The organism is Anaerotignum faecicola (assembly GCA_024460105.1).
Lineage (GTDB): Bacteria > Bacillota > Clostridia > Lachnospirales > Anaerotignaceae > JANFXS01.
The window spans coordinates 1-393 of sequence record JANFXS010000553.1; the positions used below are offsets into that span (position 1 = coordinate 1).

A 393-nucleotide genomic window follows, 5' to 3' on the forward strand; every position below is an offset into this window, starting at 1 on the left:
CAAACACATATGTTCCCTTCCTCGAAGCGTATGCGAAGGCCATGGGCAACAACGAATACTATGAATCCGTAATCAAGCTCATCGCACTGCTTGAGACAAAGGAGATCAAAGCCAAGAGGCTGAGCGGACAAGTCTGGTACGAGATCGATGACATTCAGGATCTGGATATTGCGGAGAGCCTCTTCGCCGATACCATAGAGAAGCGCTATGACGCGATTGCTTCCCGTTACGGCGGTCACTGGCGTTATCCGAAGCTGCTGGACTTCTGCTATCTCGTCAATCCCTATTTTCCGCCTCAGAAGATGCTTGACGAGATGAAATCCAATTTTGAGATTCTGATCTCGGAATACCCCTCCGGCATGCGGATCAACAGTCTGCTGGCCTCCAGAAATT

The 393-nt window shown here is 49.9% G+C and carries 1 protein-coding gene; it reads left to right on the plus strand.

Translation table 11 applies throughout. The annotated features are described in order from the left end of the window. Positions 1-393 (plus strand): aminotransferase (locus NE664_15355; protein ID MCQ4728009.1); only part of this gene is annotated, 393 nt, incomplete at both ends.